The 19186-nt window shown below is 67.7% G+C and carries 23 protein-coding genes; 17 read left to right on the top strand and 6 right to left on the bottom strand.

The genetic code is table 11. From position 1 onward, the window contains the following. The first annotated feature begins 140 nt into the window (after positions 1 to 140). The 4 genes from K6V06_RS06165 (at position 141) to mnmH (ending at position 3505) form a co-directional block, all read left to right on the top strand. The gene (locus K6V06_RS06165; protein WP_222241511.1) at positions 141 to 449 is read left to right on the top strand and encodes a bacterioferritin-associated ferredoxin; all 309 of its coding nucleotides are present in this window, start codon (positions 141 to 143) and stop codon (positions 447 to 449) included. 138 nt (positions 450 to 587) lie between these two features. After that, positions 588 to 1067, top strand: a complete 480-nt coding sequence (gene bfr / locus K6V06_RS06160; protein ID WP_222241046.1) for a bacterioferritin — start codon at positions 588 to 590, stop codon at positions 1065 to 1067. 233 nt (positions 1068 to 1300) lie between these two features. Continuing rightward, positions 1301 to 2359 carry a selenide, water dikinase SelD gene (selD, locus tag K6V06_RS06155; protein WP_222241044.1) on the top strand — a complete coding sequence of 353 codons (1059 nt, stop codon included), beginning with the start codon at positions 1301 to 1303 and terminating at the stop codon, positions 2357 to 2359. Positions 2360 to 2365: 6 nt separating this feature from the next. Further along, positions 2366 to 3505: a tRNA 2-selenouridine(34) synthase MnmH gene (mnmH, locus tag K6V06_RS06150; protein ID WP_222241042.1), complete on the top strand. Its 1140-nt coding sequence runs from the start codon at positions 2366 to 2368 to the stop codon at positions 3503 to 3505. A gap of 7 nt (positions 3506 to 3512) precedes the next feature. On the opposite strand, the gene K6V06_RS06145 is transcribed toward mnmH, so the two are convergent. From K6V06_RS06145 to gpmA, 3 genes are all read right to left on the bottom strand, one after another. Continuing rightward, a complete protein-coding gene (locus K6V06_RS06145) occupies positions 3513 to 4262 on the bottom strand; it encodes a molybdopterin-synthase adenylyltransferase MoeB (RefSeq protein ID WP_222241040.1) in 750 nt (249 codons plus the stop codon). Between the two features lie 115 nt (positions 4263 to 4377). Further along, positions 4378 to 5970: a S41 family peptidase gene (locus tag K6V06_RS06140; RefSeq protein ID WP_222241038.1), complete on the bottom strand. Its 1593-nt coding sequence runs from the start codon at positions 5968 to 5970 to the stop codon at positions 4378 to 4380. A gap of 152 nt (positions 5971 to 6122) precedes the next feature. Then, positions 6123 to 6872 carry a 2,3-diphosphoglycerate-dependent phosphoglycerate mutase gene (gene gpmA / locus K6V06_RS06135; protein WP_222241036.1) on the bottom strand — a complete coding sequence of 250 codons (750 nt, stop codon included), beginning with the start codon at positions 6870 to 6872 and terminating at the stop codon, positions 6123 to 6125. 114 nt (positions 6873 to 6986) lie between these two features. On the opposite strand from gpmA, the gene K6V06_RS06130 reads away from it, so the two are divergent. The 5 genes from K6V06_RS06130 (at position 6987) to K6V06_RS06110 (ending at position 10604) form a co-directional block, all read left to right on the top strand. After that, a complete protein-coding gene (locus K6V06_RS06130) occupies positions 6987 to 7400 on the top strand; it encodes a rhodanese-like domain-containing protein (RefSeq protein WP_222241034.1) in 414 nt (137 codons plus the stop codon). 108 nt (positions 7401 to 7508) lie between these two features. Further along, positions 7509 to 7766, top strand: a complete 258-nt coding sequence (grxC, locus tag K6V06_RS06125) for a glutaredoxin 3 (protein ID WP_222241031.1) — start codon at positions 7509 to 7511, stop codon at positions 7764 to 7766. A 189-nt stretch (positions 7767 to 7955) separates the two neighbouring features. Further along, a complete protein-coding gene (gene secB / locus K6V06_RS06120) occupies positions 7956 to 8474 on the top strand; it encodes a protein-export chaperone SecB (protein ID WP_222241029.1) in 519 nt (172 codons plus the stop codon). Between the two features lie 91 nt (positions 8475 to 8565). Beyond that, the gene (locus tag K6V06_RS06115; protein WP_222241027.1) at positions 8566 to 9588 is read left to right on the top strand and encodes an NAD(P)H-dependent glycerol-3-phosphate dehydrogenase; all 1023 of its coding nucleotides are present in this window, start codon (positions 8566 to 8568) and stop codon (positions 9586 to 9588) included. Between the two features lie 11 nt (positions 9589 to 9599). Next, positions 9600 to 10604: a Bug family tripartite tricarboxylate transporter substrate binding protein gene (locus tag K6V06_RS06110; protein WP_370637398.1), complete on the top strand. Its 1005-nt coding sequence runs from the start codon at positions 9600 to 9602 to the stop codon at positions 10602 to 10604. Positions 10605 to 10634: 30 nt separating this feature from the next. On the opposite strand, the gene trmL is transcribed toward K6V06_RS06110, so the two are convergent. Then, a complete protein-coding gene (gene trmL, locus K6V06_RS06105) occupies positions 10635 to 11105 on the bottom strand; it encodes a tRNA (uridine(34)/cytosine(34)/5-carboxymethylaminomethyluridine(34)-2'-O)-methyltransferase TrmL (RefSeq protein ID WP_222241025.1) in 471 nt (156 codons plus the stop codon). 54 nt (positions 11106 to 11159) lie between these two features. Continuing rightward, the gene (locus K6V06_RS06100; protein ID WP_222241507.1) at positions 11160 to 11924 is read right to left on the bottom strand and encodes a ComF family protein; all 765 of its coding nucleotides are present in this window, start codon (positions 11922 to 11924) and stop codon (positions 11160 to 11162) included. A 258-nt stretch (positions 11925 to 12182) separates the two neighbouring features. On the opposite strand from K6V06_RS06100, the gene K6V06_RS06095 reads away from it, so the two are divergent. From K6V06_RS06095 to K6V06_RS06060, 8 genes are all read left to right on the top strand, one after another. After that, positions 12183 to 13091, top strand: coding sequence for a methyltransferase domain-containing protein (locus tag K6V06_RS06095; RefSeq protein WP_370637409.1), 909 nt, complete (start codon positions 12183 to 12185; stop codon positions 13089 to 13091). A 262-nt stretch (positions 13092 to 13353) separates the two neighbouring features. Continuing rightward, positions 13354 to 13911 carry a DUF2244 domain-containing protein gene (locus K6V06_RS06090; RefSeq protein ID WP_222241505.1) on the top strand — a complete coding sequence of 186 codons (558 nt, stop codon included), beginning with the start codon at positions 13354 to 13356 and terminating at the stop codon, positions 13909 to 13911. Between the two features lie 7 nt (positions 13912 to 13918). Further along, on the top strand, positions 13919 to 15184 hold the full coding sequence (gene coxB / locus K6V06_RS06085; protein WP_222241021.1) for a cytochrome c oxidase subunit II: 1266 nt from the start codon (positions 13919 to 13921) through the stop codon (positions 15182 to 15184). 38 nt (positions 15185 to 15222) lie between these two features. Next, positions 15223 to 16839, top strand: a complete 1617-nt coding sequence (gene ctaD / locus K6V06_RS06080) for a cytochrome c oxidase subunit I (RefSeq protein ID WP_222241019.1) — start codon at positions 15223 to 15225, stop codon at positions 16837 to 16839. 53 nt (positions 16840 to 16892) lie between these two features. Then, a complete protein-coding gene (locus K6V06_RS06075; RefSeq protein ID WP_222241017.1) occupies positions 16893 to 17030 on the top strand; it encodes a cytochrome oxidase small assembly protein in 138 nt (45 codons plus the stop codon). 31 nt (positions 17031 to 17061) lie between these two features. Further along, positions 17062 to 17673 (top strand): cytochrome c oxidase assembly protein, encoded by a 612-nt coding sequence (locus tag K6V06_RS06070; protein WP_222241015.1) that lies wholly within the window; start codon positions 17062 to 17064, stop codon positions 17671 to 17673. An 11-nt stretch (positions 17674 to 17684) separates the two neighbouring features. Next, a complete protein-coding gene (locus K6V06_RS06065) occupies positions 17685 to 17897 on the top strand; it encodes a DUF2970 domain-containing protein (protein ID WP_222241012.1) in 213 nt (70 codons plus the stop codon). A gap of 63 nt (positions 17898 to 17960) precedes the next feature. After that, a complete protein-coding gene (locus K6V06_RS06060; protein WP_222241010.1) occupies positions 17961 to 18821 on the top strand; it encodes a cytochrome c oxidase subunit 3 in 861 nt (286 codons plus the stop codon). Between the two features lie 123 nt (positions 18822 to 18944). On the opposite strand, the gene K6V06_RS06055 is transcribed toward K6V06_RS06060, so the two are convergent. Continuing rightward, positions 18945 to 19154: a twin transmembrane helix small protein gene (locus tag K6V06_RS06055; RefSeq protein WP_222241008.1), complete on the bottom strand. Its 210-nt coding sequence runs from the start codon at positions 19152 to 19154 to the stop codon at positions 18945 to 18947. Between the last annotated feature and the right edge of the window lie 32 nt (positions 19155 to 19186).

Here is a 19186-nt window from a genome sequence, read left to right as displayed (position 1 = left end):
CCTTCCGGCGGACGAAAGTGATGCAGTCTGCCATCGTGTCGCAACGTGGATTAATGGGAATTGTTATCATTCCCACTCTCTGTTAAGCTGCCGCTCATGGGAACGTCATGCCGGTGACGTCCGAGTCGAAGGAGGGCTTTGTGTACGTCTGCATCTGCAACCAGGTAACCGACCGCGAGATCAAGGGCGCCGCCGCGCTGGGCGTCTCGACGCTCGACGAATTGGCGGAGACGCTGGGCGTGGGGACCTGCTGCGGCCGGTGCCGGGAGTGCGCCCACCAGATGCTGTGTGACAGCAACGCCGCCGCCCTGACGGCCATGCCGGCCATGATGGCAAAGCCGGTGCAATTCGCCCCCCTTTCCCGTTGTTCCACGTCGGGACCGCGTGCCATAATGGACACTCGGGACCCGGCAGTCGCGAACGATCAACAGACCGAGCTGGTGGCCTGAGCCACCGTACCGCTCACTCTCTCCCACGCGCCACGATCATCGGGATCGCGGCGCGGTTTGTCGTTCCTGATTCACGCTGCACGCGGCGCCACCCGGCGCCGCGCGGCATTTTGGCGGGCCCCTTATCAGGAGCCAACAATGAAAGGTGACAAGAAAGTCATCCAGTATCTCAATGCCCAGCTGACCAACGAGCTGACCGCAATCAACCAGTACTTCCTCCACGCCCGCATGTACAAGCACTGGGGCCTGAAGAAGCTGGGCGATGTCGAGTACAAGGAATCGATCGGCGAGATGAAGCATGCCGACCGCCTGATCGACCGGATCCTGATGCTCGACGGCCTGCCCAACCTGCAGGACCTGGGCAAGCTGCTGATCGGCGAGGACACCCCCGAGATGCTCAAGTGCGATCTGCAACTGGAGCAGGCCGCGCAGGTCACGATCAAGGAAGGCATTGCCTACTGTGAATCCGTCGGCGACTACGTCAGCCGCGACCTGCTGCTCGACATCCTGACCGATACGGAAGAGCACATCGAGTATCTGGAAACCCAGCTCGATCTGATCGACCGCGTCGGCCTGCAGAACTACCTGCAGTCGCAGATGGAGCCGGGCGAGCAGTAATGCGCCTGGCCGTGGCCTGACGCGTCCTCCGGGCGCGCGGGCCGGCGTGTTTCGCGGCTGGCGGGCAGCCGCGGCTTCGCGCGACGCCGAAGGTGAATCCCTATCATTACCATTCGGCTTCTCATCCCCAGCACCAGGCACGGCGCCGCCGGCTCCCGGTTCCGTGCCTCGTGCGGGGTGATCCTCGCCGCGGCCTGCACCTTCCCTTTCCCTCGAGTCACGGAGTTCCGCGCATGTCTGAAGCGGTACGGCTGACGCAATACAGCCACGGCGCTGGCTGCGGTTGCAAGATTTCCCCCAAGGTCCTGGACGTCATCCTGGCCGGTAGCGGCCCCCAGCATCTGGACCCGCGGCTGTGGGTCGGCAACGCCTCGCGCGATGACGCGGCGGTGTACGCCATCGACGGCGACGGCAGCGATGGACGGGGCCTGGTATCGACCACCGATTTCTTCATGCCGGTGGTCGACGATCCCTTCGACTTCGGCCGCATCGCCGCCACCAACGCGATCAGCGACATCTATGCGATGGGCGGCGATCCGCTGATGGCGATCGCCATCCTCGGCTGGCCGGTCAACGTGCTGGCGCCGGAAATTGCCCGCGAGGTAGTGGCCGGGGGCCGCCGCGCCTGCGACGACGCGGGCATTCCGCTGGCCGGTGGCCATTCGATCGACGCACCGGAACCGATCTTCGGCCTGGCCGTGACCGGTATCGTCGAGCGCGCGCATCTGAAGCGCAACGACAGCGCGCGGCCCGGCTGCCGGCTGTACCTGACCAAGCCGCTGGGCATCGGCGTGCTCACCACCGCCGGCAAGCAGGGCAAGCTGCGGCCGGAACACGCCGACCTGGCCACGGAATGGATGTGCCGGCTCAATCGGCCCGGCAGCCGCTTCGGCCGGCTGTCCGGCGTGCTGGCGATGACCGACGTGACCGGCTTCGGCCTGCTCGGCCATCTGGTCGAGATGGCCGATGGCAGCGGCGTATCGGTGCGCCTCGATGTGCGGGCCGTGCCGGTGCTGCCCGGCGTTCCCCAGTACATCGAAGCGGGCTGCGTGCCGGGCGGTACCGGCCGCAATTTCGACAGCTACGGCCACCGCATCGCGGCGCCGGACGAGGGGCTGGCGGCGCCGCTGCGGGCGCTGCTGTGCGATCCCCAGACCAGCGGCGGCCTGCTGGTAGCCGTCGATCCGGAGGGGGAGGCGGAATTCCTGCGCGTTGCCGCCGACTGCGGGCTGCAGCTGGACTGCATCGGCACCACCGTCGAGCGTGCCGCGCACGCGGTGCTGCTGGACTGAGCCGCCATGGGCGAGACCGGTTCATCATCCCGGGACGAGCGTCCCGACAGCGCCGACTACCGGGCGCTGTTCCTCGCCGGCGTGCCGCTGCTGGACGTGCGCGCGCCGATCGAATTCGCGCGCGGCGCCTTCCCCGGCGCGGTCAACGTGCCGCTGATGGACGACGAGGAGCGGCACCGCGTGGGGTGCGAATACCAGGAAGCCGGCCAGCAGGCGGCGATCCGCCTCGGCCACGAACTGGTCAGCGGCGAGCGCAAGGCGGCCCGCATCGCGGCCTGGGCAGAATTCGCACGGCGCCATCCCGACGGCTACCTGTACTGCTTCCGCGGCGGACTGCGCTCCGAGATCGCCCAGCGCTGGCTACGCGAGGAGGGCGGCGTGCCCTATCCGCGCGTGGTGGGCGGCTACAAGGCGATGCGCACCTGGCTGATCGGCGAGCTGGAGGACGCGATCGCCCGCAGCGACTGGATCGTGCTGGGCGGCCTGACCGGTTGCGGCAAGACCGAGTTGCTGGCGACACTGCAGGCGAGCGTCGATCTGGAGGGCCTTGCGCACCACCGCGGCTCCAGCTTTGGCCGTCGGGCCCGCCCTCAGCCGGCGCAGATCGACTTCGAGAACGTGCTGTCGATCGACCTGCTGCGCAAGCGCGCGGCGGGCACGTCGGCCTTCGTGGTCGAGGACGAGGGTCGCTTCATCGGCAGCCGTGACCTTCCGCCTGCCCTCTATGCGCGGATGCAGGCCAGCCCGCTGGTCTGGCTGGAGGAGCCCTTCGAGGCAAGAGTGGAGCGGGTGCTGCGCGATTACGTGATCGCGCTGGAGGCCGAGTTTCGCGCCGAATACGGCGAGCAGGCCGGCTTCGACGGCTTTGCCGCGCGGATGCGGCAGGCGCTCGCCGATATCTCCCGCCGGCTCGGCGGGGTGCGCTTCGCCACGCTGGCGGCGCTGCTGGACGGGGCACTGCACCTGCAGCGCGAGCGGGGCGAGGTCGACGCGCATCGCGACTGGATCACGGTGCTGCTGCGCGACTACTACGACCCCATGTACGACTATCAGCGGGCCGCCAGGGCGCAGCGCGTGGTGTTCCGTGGCGACCGCGAGGCGGTCGGCCAGTGGCTGCGCGAGCGTACCGCGGGCCAGGGCCGCTGAAGCCGGCTCAGCGCCCGGCGCACACCTCGCAATGCGGGGCCCGCGCCAGCCGCATCGAGGTCCATTCCATCCGCAGCGCATCGACCATCAACAGCCGCCCGGCCAGGGTCTGGCCGACACCCGTCAGCAGCTTCAGCGCTTCGGTCGCCTGCACGGTACCGACCATGCCGACCAGCGGCGCCAGCACACCCATGGTCGCGCACGCGGCCTCCGGGGCCTGCTCGGAAGGCGGGAACAGGCAGGCGTAGCACGGATGCCCGGGCTGGCGCGTGTCGAACACGCTGATCTGGCCGTCGAAGCGCAATGCCGCACCGGACACCAGCGGCACCCGGTGCGCGACGCAGGCGCGGTTCACCGCATGCCGGGTCGCGAAGTTGTCGCAGCAATCGAGCACCACGTCGGCGTCGCGCACCAGCGCGTCCAGCTCGGCATCGCCGGCGCGTTCGCCGACGGTGCGGATGGCGATTTCCGGATTGATCCGCAGCAGGCTCTCGCGCGCCGACTCGACCTTGGGGCGGCCGATACTGGCGGTGCCATGCAGGATCTGCCGTTGCAGGTTGGTCAGGTCGACGGTGTCGTGATCGACCACCACGATGCTGCCGATCCCGGCGGACGCCAGGAAGGGCAGGGCCGCACAACCGAGGCCGCCGGCGCCAATCACCAGCGCGCGGCTGGCCAGCAGCCGGCTCTGGCCTTCGATGCCAAGCTCGTCCAGCAGGATATGGCGGGAGTAGCGCAGCAACTGGTCGTCGTTCATGGTGCAAGGGGCGCCGGGGCGCCGTGCGTGAGGACTTGGAACAAAAACGGCCATGGCATCGCGCCATGGCCGTGTCGATGGACCGTTCTGCCCGGCGCAGGTCCGGGCCGCCGGTTCAGGGCGCCTTGCCGGTCGGCGTGCCCAGCGGCTTGCCCATCGGGGCGCTGGCCGGCGGCTGCGTTCCGGGCTTGGTCTCGGACGGCGCCGGCGGCTTGCGCTGGCTGTCGCTCTTGACCGGCCCCTTGGGCGTCTTGTCGGCAACCGGCGCCGCTTCGAGCTTGGAGCGCGAACGCTTGACCGGCTCGCCCTTGAGCTGGGCGATCGCCTGCTGCAGCATGAAGTCCTCGGCGGAGCCGAACTCGACCGGCTTCTTGCGCCGATCCTTCTCGCGCTCCTCGGGCGTCTTCTTCGCGTTCTCTTCCTCCAGCCGGCGCAGTTCCTCGACGCGGCGCTGCTCGCGCTCGGTCATCTCCGCTTCCTCCGACTCCTGCTTGTTGTGCAGGTGCCGTTCGGTATCGATCTCGCGGGTGATCAGCGCATCGTCCGGATCGCCCTCCGGATTCTGGTCGACCGGGATGTCAGGACGGATACCCTTGGCCTGGATCGACTTGCCCGACGGCGTGTAGTAGTACGCGATCGTCAGCTTGATGCCGGTATCGTTGGTCAGCGGGCGCACCGTCTGCACCGAGCCCTTGCCGAACGTGGTCTTGCCCATGATCAGCGCGCGCTTGTGGTCCTGCAGCGCGCCGGCGACGATCTCCGAGGCCGATGCCGAGTAGGCATTGGTCAGCACCACCATCGGGATCTTCTTGAACAGCGGCGGCAGGTCCTTGAGCGGATCGTCCTCGACGGACGACAGCCGGTAGTTGTTGAAGTTGGTCTTGTAGACCCGCTTGGCATCCGGTACCTGGCCGTTGGTCGACACCACGGTCGAGTCTTCCGGCAGGAAGGCCGCCGACACGCCGACCGCCCCCTGCAGCACGCCGCCGCCGTTGTTGCGCAGGTCCAGCACCAGCCCCTTCATGTTCGGGTTCTTCTCGGCCATCTCCTTCAGGCGGCGCCCGAGGTCGGAGACGGTGCGCTCCTGGAAGCTGGTCAGGCGGACCCAGCCCACCGCGGGATCGACCATCTTGGCCTTGACCGACTGCACGCGGATCTCGGCGCGCGTGATCGACACCGGGAAGGTGCGCTCCTCGCTCTTGCGGTAGATCGTCAGCGTGACCTTGGTGCCCGGCTCGCCGCGCATGCGCTTGACCGCCTGTTCCAGCGGCAGGCCGCGCACCGGCTTGTCGTCGATCCGTGTAATCAGGTCGCCGGGCTGGATGCCGGCGCGGAAGGCGGGGGTGTCCTCGATCGGGTTGATGACCTTGACCAGGCCCTCTTCCTGCGAGATTTCGATGCCCAGTCCGGCGAAGCGTCCGCGCGTGCCTTCCTGCAGTTCCTTGAAATCCTTGGCGTCGAGGTAGGACGAATGCGGATCGAGGCTGGCGACCATGCCCTTGATGGCTTCGGTCAGCAGCTTCTTGTCGTCGACCGGTTCGACATATTCGCGCTTGATCTGCCCGAAAATATCCGCCATCAACCGCAGCTGCTCCAGGGGCAGCGGCCCCGGGCTGTTTTGTGCCGTCGCGGAAAACTGCAACGTGGCGAGCACGCCTGCCACGAGTCCTGCCGAGACGAGGCTGATGTTCTTGAGCGTCTTACGCATGTGGGCTTGCCTGAACGAATTGAAATGCGCCGGTCTGGGCGTGGCGACAAGGGCACTGCCAGTCCGGTCTGACCGACAGTATAAGAGCGGGCGAAAAAAAAGGCCGCGCGGCTGCGCGGCGCCATCGCTGGCGCACCGGCGGCCTTGCCGCTTCAGCGGGCCGCCTTGCCCTGGCTGGCGACGGCCGCCAGCGACGCCGCGATGGCTTCCTGGTCGCCCAGATAGTAATGGCGGATCGGCCGCAGATCGGCGTCCAGCTCGTAGACGAGCGGGGTGCCGTTCGGAATGTTGAGGCCGACGATATCGTCATCGGAGATCTGGTCGAGGTACTTCACCAGCGCGCGGATGCTGTTGCCGTGGGCTGCGATCACCACGCGCTTCCCGGCTTTGATGTCGGGTGCGATCGATTCGTTCCAGAGCGGCAGCACCCGGGCGACCGTGTCCTTCAGGCACTCGGTCAGCGGGATCTGCTCGCGCGGCACGTTGGCGTAGCGCGGGTCCTCGAACGAAGCGCGCGGATCGGTCGGCTCAAGCGCGGGCGGCGGCGTGTCGTAGCTGCGGCGCCAGACCAGCACCTGCTCGTCACCGAACTTGGCTGCGGTCTCGGCCTTGTTCAGCCCGGCCAGCGCGCCATAGTGGCGTTCGTTGAGGCGCCACTCCGTGCGTACGGGAATCCACATCTGGTCCATTTCGTCCTGCACATGCCACAGGGTGCGGATGGCGCGCTTGAGCACGGACGTATAGGCGATGTCGAAGCTGTAGCCGGCTTCCTTCAGCAGCTTGCCGGCGTGCCGGGCCTGCTCGGCGCCGGTTTCGGTCAGGTCGACGTCGACCCAGCCGGTAAAGCGGTTTTCGAGATTCCAGGTGGATTCGCCGTGGCGAATCAGGACGAGCTTGTGCATGCTGCTTCCAGAGAGTGAGAAACCTGCGGCGCCGACCGGCATGCCAGCAGCAATGCCGTCGCGCGAAACGGGCTATTTTATAATGCCGCCGACTCAACCCACCGGAATCCCAACGTGAATTTCTTCACCGACTACAACAACCTTGCCCTGATCGCCCTCGCGGTGGTGTCCGGCGCCCTGCTGGCGTGGCCGACCCTTTCACGCGGCGCGGGCGGCAAGGTGCTCAATGCGACCGCCGCCACGCAACTGATCAACCGGCGCGGGGCCATCGTCGTCGATATCCGCGACGCCGCCGAATATGCGCGCGGCCACCTGCCGCAGGCCAGGAGCGCCCCGCTGGCCGAACTCGGCGCGAAGGCCGGCACGTTGTCCAAGGACAAGGCGGTGCCGGTGATCGTGGTGTGCCAGACCGGCCAGCGCGCCAGCAAGGCGCAAGCGGCCCTGAAGCAGGCCGGTTACAGTGAGGTCTACGCGCTCGAAGGCGGCGTGGCGAGCTGGCAGCAGGCCGGCCTGCCGCTGGTCAAGTAATCGTTGCGGCGCGCCTGCCGGCCGCCATGCGGCTTGCCGGCACCCCGGGGAACAATGGCCGCGCCCGTCGATCGCATCTGTATTGGATTGAAGCGAAAGGAGAATCTGATGGCCCGTGTCGTCATGTACAGCACGATGGTATGCCCGTACTGCAATATGGCCGAGCGGCTGCTGCGCTCGCGCGGCGTCGAGACGATCGAGAAGATCCTGATCGACCGCGAACCCGGCAAGCGCGAGGAGATGATGACCCGCACCGGCCGGCGCACGGTTCCGCAGATCTACATCGACGACCGCCATGTCGGCGGCTTCGACGACCTGTCCGCCCTCGATCGCCAGGGGGGACTGGAGCCGCTGCTGGCGCCCTGACCAGGGCCCGGCGTGCGGCGGTCCCCCGGGACCGCCGGGGTGCACCGGGCGGGCGGACATGGTAGCTGACCGAAATGATTCCGCCGTCATGGTCATGTACCATACGCACTTTTCAACCGGGGCTTGCCGCCCGCGCGCCAGCGCGCCGGTCTCGGGCACGCCCTTTCACCGCCTCTCCGGAAGCCTCACATGAGCGATCAGCAAACCAGCCAGCAGGACGATCAACCGTACTTCAATATCCAGCGCGTCTATCTGAAGGACATGTCGCTGGAGCAGCCCAATTCGCCGCAGATCTTCCTGGAAAGCGAGGCCCCGTCGGTCGAGGTGCAGGTCAACGTCGGCGCGTCGCAGCTGCAGGACGGCATCTTCGAGGTCGTCGTCACCGGCACCGTGACCACCAAGGTGCAGGACAAGGTCGCGTTCCTGGTCGAGGCGCATCAGGCCGGTATCTTCGATATCCGCAACGTGCCGGTCGAACAGCTCGATCCGCTGCTGGGCATTGCCTGCCCGACCATCCTGTACCCGTACCTGCGCAGCAATATCGCCGACGTCATCACCCGTGCGGGCTTCCAGGCCATCCATCTGTCGGAAATCAACTTCCAGGCGCTCTACGAGCAGCGCCTGCAGGCCGCGATGGAGCAGGCGCAAGCCGAAGGCGCCGGCAACGCCGGCATCGTGATGCCCGACGGCACCCAGGCGCGTCACTGATCCCGGGTAGAACAGGCGGATGGAACGGGGCTGCGGCCCCGTTTCGTCTTTCTGCGGCCCTGCCGTTTTTCCTTCGCAAGAGTCCCTGGCCATGAACCTGACCTTTCTTGGCGCCGGCGCCTGGGGTACTGCCCTCGCCAGCCATGCCGCGGCGGACCACGACGTGGTGCTGTGGGGCCGCGACCGCGAGCGGCTGGCGGCGATGGCCGCCTGCAACTGCAACGACATCTATCTGCCGGGCATCGCCTTGTCCAGCCGCCTGCGCTTCGAGTCCGATTTCGAGGCAGCGGTGCGCCATGCCGCCGCCGACCCGGACGGCATGGCGATCGTCGCGACGCCGGTCTCCGGCCTGCGCGAGATGACGCGCCAGCTGGCCGCGCTGTCGGCCTCGGGCCTCGCGCCGCGGCGCATGCTGTGGCTGTGCAAGGGCTTCGAAGCGGCGACCCACCGGATGCCGCACCAGATGGTCGCCGAGGAGCTGGGGGGCCTGCCCGCCGGCACGCTGGACTACGGCGTGCTGTCCGGCCCCAGCTTCGCCCGCGAGGTGGCGCTGGCCCTGCCGTGCGCGCTGACGGTGGCGGCCAGCGCCCCAGCGGTGGCCGATCTCGCGCAGCAGGCCTTCCATCATCATGCGATGCGCATCTACCGTAGCGACGACCTGGTCGGCGTGGAGGTGGGCGGCGCCGTGAAGAACGTGCTGGCGATCGCCACCGGCGCCAGCGACGGGCTGGGCCTGGGGCTGAACGCCCGGGCGGCACTGGTCACCCGGGGCCTGGCCGAGATGAGCCGGCTGGGGCTGGCCCTCGGCGCGCGCGCGGAAACGCTGATGGGCCTGGCCGGCGTCGGCGACCTGATCCTGACCGCCACGGGGGATCTGTCGCGCAACCGCAAGGTCGGGCAGCAGCTTGCCACCGGCAAGTCGCTCGATCAGGTGCTGGCCTCGCTCGGCCATGTCGCCGAGGGCGTGCGTTGCGCGCAGGCCGTGGCCGCTCTGGCGGACCGTCACGGCGTCGACATGCCGATCACCCGCGCCGTCTGTGCCGTGCTCTTCGACAATCTGCCGGTCGCCGAGGCGGTGTCCCGGCTGCTGCAGCGCGACGCGCGGGACGAATGATGGGTTTGCCGGTGAATCAGGACGAAGTCAGCCTGCAACGGCGCCGGATCTGCGCGGCGCTGGCGGTCGGCGCCGCCGCGCCCGCGACGGCGCTGGCCGCCACACCTGGCGCCAGCGGCTGGCCGGTGCGTCCGCTGAAGATGGTGGTGCCGTTTCCCGCTGGCTCGTCGCCCGACCTGATCGCCCGGATGCTGACCGAGCGGCTGGGCCAGGCGCTCGCGCAACCGGTGGTGATCGAGAACCGGCCGGGCGCCGGCGGCAATATCGGCACCGGCATGGTGGCGCGGGCGGCGCCCGATGGCTACACGCTGCTGTTCACCATCAATGGGCCGCTGGTGACCGCTCCCACGCTCTGGCGCAGCCTGAACTACGACCCGATGCGGCAGCTGGCGCCCGTCACGCTGGTGGCCACGTCGCCCAACGTGCTGGTGGTCGATCCGCGGCTGAACGTGCGCACCGTGGCGGAATTCGTGGCACTGGCGCGTGCGAGGCCGGGCGCGCTGAACTACGGCTCGGTCGGCAACGGCAGCGCCGCGCACCTGGCGATGGAACTGCTGAAGGCGCGCGCCGGCATCGAGCTCGCGCATATCCCCTACAGCGGTTTCCCGCAGATCACCACGGCGATGATTGGCGGCCAGGTGCAGGCCGCCTTCATGGTGCCGGCCATCGCCATGCCGCAGGTGCAGGCGGGACGGCTGCGCGTGCTGGCGACCACCACGCCGGGCCGCACCGCACTGCTGCCCGATGTGCCGACGGTCGCGGAAGCGGGCTACCCCGGCTTCGAAGCGATCTCGTGGCAGGCGGTGCTGGTGCCGGCCGGCACACCGGCGCCCATCGTCGAGCGCCTGTACCGGGAGCTGGTGTCGATCATCGGCAGCCCGGCGGTGCGCGAGGCCATGCGCAGCCAGTACTTCATCCCGGCAGGGACCGCGCCCGATTCCCTGCGGCGCACCATGGTGGCCGAGAAGGCGCGCTGGGACAAGGTCATCCGCGACGCCGGCGTGCAGCCCGAGTAGGGGAGCGCGCCGGCTTTCCGCCGCGGACGCTCAGGCCCCGCCGGCGAAGCCGTGTTGCCGCCAGGCCTCGAACACCACCACCGCCACGGTATTGGACAGGTTCAGGCTGCGGTTGCCGGGGCGCATGGGCAGGCGGATGCGTTGCGCGGGCGGGAACGACTCGCGCCGCTGCGGCGCCAGGCCCCGCGTTTCCGAGCCGAACACGAACCAGTCCCCGGGCTGGAAGGCGACCTGGCCGAAGGGCGTCGAGCCATGCGTGGTCAGCGCGAACATGCGGCCTCGGTCCGGCTGCTCCTGCGCCAGGAACGCGTCCCAGCTCTCGTGCACCCGCATATTGGCGTACTCGTGGTAGTCCAGGCCGGCGCGGCGCATGCGCGCATCATCCAGCGGAAAGCCCAGCGGCTTGACCAGATGCAGCTGCGCGCCGGTATTGGCGCACAGGCGGATGACGTTGCCCGTATTGGGCGGGATTTCGGGTTCGACCAGGACGACGTGGAACATGATGGGCGCGGAAGTGCGAGCGGCCCGCAGCTTAGCGCGTCGCGGCCACCGCTGTCACGGCCCTGGCCGTTGCCATGGCGCCGGGGTACGCAGCGCCACCAGCGCCGTCACCCGCGCCGCGCCTGCGCGCTTGAGCGCAAGAGCGGCGGCCGACAGGGTTGCACCGGTCGTCATCACGTCGTCGACCAGCAGCACGTGCGCGCCGTCCAGGTTCGCCCAGGGCGCAACGGCGAAGGCCCCGGCGACATTGCGCTCGCGCCCGGCGGGGGCCAGCGCCGTCTGGCTGCGGGTTTCGCGCGCTCGCGTCAGCACGGTGGCATGGGCGGGCAGGCGCAGCCGCCGCGCCAGCCGGCGGGCGATCTCCCACGATTGGTTGAAGCCGCGCTCGGCAAGCCGCGCGCTGCCCAGCGGCACCGCCGCCACCAGTTGCGGGGCACCGGGGACCCGGTGTTCCGGCCGCTGCCGTAGCGACGCCGCCAGCCGCGATGCCATCCAGTCGGCCAGTGCCAGCCGGCCGCCATACTTGAGTCCGAGCACCAGGGTGTCGGCCGGGGCCACGTAGTCGCCCAGCGCCACGGCCGCATCGAAATCGGCGGGAGCGGCCCGGCAGCCGGCGCATCGATGCCGGCCGGGGTCCTGCTCCGGGCCATGCCGCGGCAGGCGCAGCGCGCAGCCACGGCAGCGGGGCAGGTCGGGCAGCAGGTCCCGTTCGCAGCCGGCGCATACCGGCCGACCCTGGACCGCGCCGCACAGTTCGCAGGCGCAGGGCAGAAGCGCTTCGACCGCGCGCGCCAGCAATGGCCGGGCGCGCAGCAGCATTGGAGCGTGGCGGCGCCAGCCGTCCTTGCCAGCGGGATCGATCGGCCTTGCGTATACTGGCGGGCCGTCCTTGTCGCCGGCCCCGGCGTGGCCGGGCACCGCGTCATTGACGCCGTTTGCCTCGGCTCGCCCTTCGGGGCGCGCAATGCCGGCACCACTCCGTTCTCCGCTCGTCCCGTGTCCCAGTTCCACGCCGATTCCTCCGAAGAGTTTCCCGCCGGTGCGCCGGCCCAGGCGGGCGCTGCCGCTGACGCCTACGTGCCGCCGGTGCGCCTGACTCGGCTGGCCTTCGACCGCCGCAGCGCGGGATTTCCGCAGCTGGACTTCCTGCTTGGCGAGATCGGCCGGCGCATGCAGGAGCGGATGCCGCTGATCCGCATCCAGCCGGCGCGCGCGCTCGATATCGGCTGCGGCCATGGGCACGGACTGGCGGCGCTGCGCGCGCAGTATCCGGATGCGCAGATCGCCGGCCTGGACATCTCCGGCGCGATGCTCACCGAGGCGGCGCGCCGCGATCCGCAGCGCCAGCCGGGCTGGCTAGGGCGCATGCTGGGCAAGCGGCCGACCTTCGACCTCGTCCAGGGCGATCTTGCCACACTGCCTTTTGCCCCGGACAGCTTCGACCTGCTCTGGTCCAATCTTGCGCTGCACTGGCATCCGCAGCCCCACCGGGTGTTCCCCGAGTGGCACCGGGTGACGCGCAACGAGGGCCTCGTCCTCTTTACCCTGTTCGGCCCCGACACGCTGCGGGAACTGCGCGAGGCGCTGGCCGGCGTCGACACGGACGCGCATACGCTGCGCTTCGTCGACATGCACGACATCGGCGACATGCTAGTCAACAGCGGCTGGTCCACGCCCGTGATGGACATGGAAACCCTGACCGTCACCTACGAGACGCCGGAGCGGCTGTTGCGCGAGGTGCACGCGATGGGCGGCTTCCGGCGGCCGCCGGGCGTGCGCGACGGCCTGCGTGCGCGGCGCTGGTATCGGGATGTGCTGGCCGCGCTGGAGGGCAGCCGTAACCGCGATGGCGTGATCCCGTTGACCTTCGAAGTGGTCTACGGCCACGCCTGGAAGCTGGCGCCGCGGACCCGCCAGCAGGTCGACGAGCAGGGCCGGGCAATGGTCCCGCTGGACAGCCTGCGGCGCAGCCGGCCGCGTTCCTGAGGATCGCCGCGACGCCCCTGGAGGGCCCCTTCCGGTGCGTCGGGCGACATCCCATGCGTGCATGTCCGCCCGCGGTCTACGGGGGCTTACCCTGCCCCGGCGCGGCCTTGTTCGGCCATGGGAAGCGCCCTATAATGCGCCAGTTTGTCGCAGTGGTCCCCAGGCGCATACGACGGTCGAAATCGCACCGCATGGCACCGGCCTGGTGCAATTTCGTCGACGCAAACGTCCCGGGTGTGCATCCGATGCAGAGTGGTTGGCGATGCAAGACTTGGGTATCGCATTCCAGACCGCGCATGGCGGGTCCGACAGTCCTTGCGACCGGGTCCTTCCCATGTCTGGCCACGACTGGCTGATGAAGCGAAACTGTTCGCTGTCTCCGCGCCAGGCCGTCTGGTCCTACCTCTCCATCGTCAGTCTTTCCCTTGCCATTGGCGCAGGCTTCGCCTGGCTGGGGGCCTGGTTCGTGCTTCCCTTCGCAGGTCTGGAGGGTCTCGGGCTGGGTGCGGCGCTGCTGGTGTATGCCAGGCATGCCGCGGACTACGAGCGGGTCACGCTCTGCGACGGCATGCTGGTGGTGGAGACATGCAGTGCAGGCCAGGTAACACGGCAGCAATTCAATCCGTACTGGGCCAGCGTGGGGCTTAGCCAGTCGCCCCATGCCCTGGTGACGGTGCGCTCGGGCGGTCGCGCGGTACAGGTGGGGTCTCATCTGGACCTGTGCGCGCGGCGCCGGTTCGCACAGGAACTCGCGCAGGCATTGCGCGGCCCGCAGGGCCGCGGCAGCCGCGGGCAGATTTGCATCTGTAAAACTGGGTAGATAACAAATGAAAATGTGGAAGAAGGCATCCGCAGCGTGTCTGGCAGGCACGTCCCTGCTCGCCAGCCAGGCCGCCCTGGCTGTCGGCGACATGCCCGGTGGCCCGGCGGTACGGCAGCTGAACCTGACCGAACCGGTCACCAAGATCGCCGAACAGATCCACTGGCTGAACTGGATGATGCTGATCATCTGCACGGTGATCTTCGTCGCCGTGTTCGGCGTGATGTTCTACTCGGTGTTCAAGCACCGCAAATCGAAGGGCGCCAAGCCCGCCGCCTTCCACGAGAGCATTACCGTCGAAGTGGTCTGGACGGTGATTCCCTTCCTGATCGTCATCGGCATGGCGCTGCCCGCCACCAAGACCGTGGTGGCGATGAAGGACACCACCAACTCCGATATCACCATCAAGGCCACCGGCTACCAGTGGAAATGGGGCTATGACTACCTGAAGGGGGAGGGCGAGGGCATCTCCTTCGTCTCCAACCTGACCACGCCGCGCGAGCAGATCAACAACCAGGCGCCCAAGTCGGACACCTACCTGATGGAGGTGGACAACGAGATGGTGGTGCCGGTCAACAAGAAGATCCGCATCGTCACCACCGCCAACGACGTGATCCATGCGTGGATGATCCCGGCCTTCGGCGTCAAGCAGGACGCGATTCCCGGCTTCGTGCGCGATACCTGGTTCCGCGCCGAGCGTACCGGGGTGTACCGCGGCCAGTGCGCCGAGCTCTGCGGCAAGGAACACGCGTTCATGCCGATCGTGGTGCGCGTCGTCACCGATACCGAATATACGCAGTGGGTCAACGAGAAGAAGAAGGCCATGGCGGCCGCGGCCGATGACCCCAACAAGACCTGGACCATGGACGAGCTGCGCACGCGCGGCGAGAAGGTCTACGCCTCCAACTGCGCGGTCTGCCACCAGGCCAACGGCAAGGGCGCCGGTGCTTTCCCGGCACTGGACGGCTCCAAGGTGGTGCTGGGCGCCAAGGCGGACCAGATGCACATCCTGCTCGAGGGCAAGAACGCCATGCCGTCGTGGAAGCAGCTGTCCGATACCGAACTGGCGGCGGTGATGACCTATACCCGCAATGCCTGGGGCAACAAGACCGGCGAGGTGATCCAGCCGGCCGAGTTCGTCAATGCCCGCGCCGGCAAGTTTCCGGAAGGCGGCGGCAAGCCGTCGGCGGATGCCGGCAAGCCGGAAGACGGCAAGGGCGAGGCGGCGCAGGCCGCGCAGACCGGGGCCAGCGGCGAACGCGCCGCGAGCTGAACGGCGGACCAAAGAACAGGATTTGAGGAGCCATCGCGATGAGTACTGCCCACCCGGACGCAATCGCCCAGCCGCACGATCCGGCCCATGGTCACGACCATGACCATGCGCACGATCACCCGCACGGCTGGCGCCGCTGGCTGTTCGCGACCAACCACAAGGACATCGGCACGCTGTACCTGCTGTTCTCCTTCATCATGCTGCTCTCCGGCGGCGTGCTGGCGCTGCTGATCCGCCTCGAACTGTTCGAGCCGGGCCTGCAGTTCTTCCGCCCGGAGCTGTTCAACCAGTTCACCACCATGCACGGCCTGGTGATGGTGTTCGGCGCGATCATGCCGGCCTTCGTCGGCTTCGCGAACTGGATGATCCCGCTGCAGATCGGCGCCTCCGACATGGCGTTCGCACGGATGAACAACTTCAGCTTCTGGCTGCTGCCGCCGGCGGCGCTGCTGCTGGCGCTGTCGTTCCTTGCGCCCGGCGGTGCCACCGCCGCCGGCTGGACGCTGTATGCGCCGCTGTCGGTGCAGATGGGTCCGGGCATGGACATGGCGATCTTCGCCATGCACATCATGGGCGCCTCGTCGATCATGGGCGCGATCAACATCATCGTCACCATCCTGAACATGCGGGCGCCCGGCATGACGCTGATGCGCATGCCGATGTTCTGCTGGACCTGGCTGATCACCGCCTACCTGCTGATCGCCGTGATGCCGGTGCTGGCCGGCGCCATCACCATGGTGCTGACCGACCGCCACTTCGGCACCAGCTTCTTCTCCGCGGCCGGCGGCGGCGACCCGGTGATGTACCAGCACATCTTCTGGTTCTTCGGCCACCCCGAGGTCTACATCATGATCCTGCCCGCGTTCGGGATCATCTCGCACGTGGTGCCGGCGTTCTCGCGCAAGCGCCTGTTCGGCTACAGCTCGATGGTGTATGCGACCGCGTCGATCGCCATCCTGTCGTTCATCGTCTGGGCGCACCACATGTTCACCACGGGCATGCCGGTGACCGGCCAGCTGTTCTTCATGTACGCGACGATGCTGATCGCGGTGCCCACGGCCGTGAAGATCTTCAACTGGATCGCCACGATGTGGCGCGGCTCGATGACCTTCGAGACGCCGATGCTGTTCGCGATCGGCTTCATCTTCGTGTTCACCATCGGCGGCTTTACCGGCCTGATTCCCGCGGTTGCGCCGATCGACATCCAGATCCAGGACACGTACTTCATCGTCGCGCACTTCCACTATGTGCTGGTGGCGGGCTCGCTGTTCGCGCTGTTTGCGGGCTTCTATTACTGGGGCCCCAAGTGGAGCGGCTTCATGTACAACGAGACGCGCGGGCAGATCCACTTCTGGGGCTCGCTGATCTTCTTCAACATCACCTTCTTCCCGATGCACTTCCTCGGCCTGGCCGGCATGCCCCGCCGCTACGCCGACTATGCGGTGCAGTTCGCGGACTTCAACGCGATCGCCTCGCTCGGCGCGCTCGGCTTCGGGCTGATGCAGGTGTATTTCTTCTTCTTCGTGGTGCTGCCGGCCTATCGTGGAGGAGAGAAGGCGGCGGACAAGCCGTGGGACGGCGCGGAAGGGCTGGAGTGGACCGTGCCCTCGCCGGCGCCCTTCCATACCTTCGAGGTGCCGCCCGAGGTCCGTTAATCGTCCGGGTCCGGCGCGGGTTCCCGCCGGACCGGCTCAACACAGGTTGGCGCATGCAACATCCGGATAAGGGTTCGGCGCGCGGCGGCGATGCGCAACGGGCCGCCAACCAGCGGCTCGGCTGGATCCTGTTGTCGATCGTCCTGGTCTTCTTTCTGGGATTCTTTGCCAAGATGACGTGGTTCGGCTGACGGCCTGGCCGATCCGCGCAAGGGGAGTGAGATGAACCCGCACCAGCCGCCGCACGACGATGCGGCGACCGACAAGCGCTACAACCGCGGCATGATGCTGCGGCTGCTGGTGATCGTCGGCGTGATGTTCGCTTTCGGCTACGCGCTGGTGCCGCTGTACAAGAAGATCTGCGAGGTCACCGGCATCAACGTCGTGACGACGCGCGAGCTGTACGGCGCCAGGGATCTGCGCAATACCCAGGTGGACAAGAGCCGCACCATCACGGTCGAGTTCGATTCCAACGCGCGCGGGCCGTTCGCGTTCCGCCCGGTCAAGAGCAGCATGCAGGTGCATCCCGGCGAAATGGCGACCATCGTCTACGAGGTGGCCAACGGCCAGGCGCGCGATATCGCCGCGCAGGCGATCCCGAGCTACGCGCCCAAGCAGGCGACGCAGTACTTCAAGAAGGTCGAGTGCTTCTGTTTTCAGCAGCAGACCCTGAAGGCGAAGGAAGCGCGGGAGATGCCGGTGGTGTTCATGATCGACCCGGATCTGCCCAGGGACGTGAAGGCCATCACCTTGTCCTACACGTTCTTCGAGATCGCCGCGCCGGTTGCGCAGAATCCGGGTGCCGGGGCCGCGGCGCCGGCGGGCGGCAGCTGAAGGACGCCGGCATGGAAGACCTGAAAGAGGCCAGCCGGCGCAAGATGTCGTTCGGCCAGACCGTACGGGCGGTGCTGTGGTCGTTCATCGGGCTGCGCAAGGGCGCCGAGCATGAGCGCGACATGGCGAGCCTGAACCCGGTGCATGTGATCATCGCCGCGCTGCTGGCGCTGGCGGTGTTCGTCGCGGTGCTGATCGGAATCGTGCAGCTGGTCGTCGGTTGAGGCGGCGGCGATGCTGCCGGCGAATAACAACGGAAAACTCGAGAAACGAGCTGGAGATAAAGCATGAGTGCGAATCGCGCAAACGCCCCGTACTACTTCGTACCGGGCCCGTCGCGCCATCCGGTCACTGCAAGTTTCGGCCTGCTGCTGACCGCGGCAGGCGCTGCCGGCTGGGTCAACGGCCAGCCCTGGGGTCCCTATGTCTGCCTGGCGGGCATCCTGTGGTTCCTGTTCGTGCTGCGCAGCTGGTTCGCGGATGCCATCGGGGAATCGGAGGGCGGGCTGTACGGCCGCCGCATCGACATTTCTTACCGCTGGTCGATGGGCTGGTTCATCTTCTCCGAGGTGATGTTCTTCGGCGCCTTCTTCGGCGCATTGTTCTACGCCCGCGTGGTCACCATGCCGTGGCTGGGCGACCTGAACAACCGCATCCTGTGGCCCGATTTTGCCGCCGTCTGGCCCAATACCGGCCCGGCAGGCATTGTCGAGCCCTATCAGGTGATGGGCCCATGGCCGATCCCGACCATCAACACGGCGCTGCTGCTGATGTCCGGCGTCACGCTGACCTGGGCGCATCACGCGCTGCTGGCCAACAAGCGCTCGCAGGTCATCCAGGGCCTGGTCCTGACCATCCTGCTGGGTGCGGTCTTCATGGGCTTCCAGGCATACGAGTACATCCACGCCTACGCGGACCTGAACCTGAAACTCAGCTCGGGCATCTACGGCTCCACCTTCTTCATGCTGACGGGATTCCACGGCTTCCACGTCACCATGGGCGCGATCATGCTGGCGGTGGTGCTGGGCCGCGTACTGAAAGGGCATTTCACCCCGGACAACCATTTCGCCTTCGAAGGCGCCGCCTGGTACTGGCACTTCGTCGACGTGGTCTGGCTGTTCCTGTACGTGGTGGTGTACTGGCTGTGACCGATAAAGCCGCGCCGCGCGAAGCGGCGCTGCGATGAAAAGCGCCGCAGGAGCCGTGCTCGTCCTGCGGCGTTTTTCTTCTGCTGCCGGTCCCAGACGGATTGCCGCCCGTTGGGGGCCGGTTCAGGGCGAGGCCGGGATGCCCGTGCTCTGGATCCAGCCCATCCGGAACGCGATCAGGATGAACACGAACAGGGCGATCGACAGGCCGACGCGGACGGTCAGGGAGCGCACCATATTGGGTGTCTTGCTGCCATCCCGCATCATGAAGAACAGCGCGGAGGCAAGGCTGGCAAGAATCAGGATGAAGGCGACGATGATGACGATGCGCATGAAGGGTCGGCCCGAAGTGTTTTTCCATTATC

Source organism: Cupriavidus sp. AU9028 (assembly GCF_019795295.1).
Classification (GTDB): Bacteria; Pseudomonadota; Gammaproteobacteria; order Burkholderiales; family Burkholderiaceae; genus Cupriavidus.
This window is presented reverse-complemented; position numbering and strand designations above follow the sequence as displayed.